Source organism: Aerococcus sp. L_32 (assembly GCF_050689315.1).
The window spans coordinates 1-591 of the sequence record NZ_JBOEQF010001142.1 but is presented as its reverse complement, the minus strand read 5'-3'; the positions used below and the strand labels follow the sequence as shown (position 1 = coordinate 591).

Here is a 591-nt window from a genome sequence, read left to right as displayed (position 1 = left end):
TGATGAGGAAAATCATACTTATGTGACATTACCAATGTCAAAAAAGGAACTAGCTTCTTATTTGGGTACAACGCCTGAAACAATAAGTCGGAAGTTCTCTTCGTTAGAGGATAAAGGTTTAATTAAACAACATACACATAAATATATTGAGATATTTGATCTAGATGAATTATTATTTGCATCGAGTTAAAGTGATCGCTATCTAAAAATAGAATTAATAAGGAATATTAGTTATTCATGAAAACTAAAACTAATAACTTTTTAGAAATTCTAGGAATATGATTAAAGTGTCTAAAAAAACCGTAAGAGAATAATACTCTCACGGTTTTTTTGGCTCGACAACAGTATCAGTTTTCAAGAAAGTCCTTAATAGTCTTTAAATTCCTCGTCCATCAATATGAATGTGATAAGGCATTAGCGCAATATAAAAGAATATGAACTAACATCAATCTACTTAGTCTAAAGGCTAGTGCTTTTCTTATTAGTAGCATTTTTTTCTTTAAGGACTACTCTAACTAAATTTGAAACCATGTATTGAATGAGCTGTTTGACATTTTTGGTAAATTCTTCACTTGAGACATAGCTGATTAA

Annotated in this window: 1 protein-coding gene; it reads left to right on the top strand. The window is 29.4% G+C overall.

Annotated elements, in window-relative coordinates; translation table 11 throughout:
- Positions 1 to 190 (top strand): helix-turn-helix domain-containing protein (locus ACRCJ0_RS18620; RefSeq protein ID WP_431391677.1); only part of this gene is annotated, 190 nt, incomplete at its 5' end.
- Positions 191 to 591 lie beyond the last annotated feature (401 nt).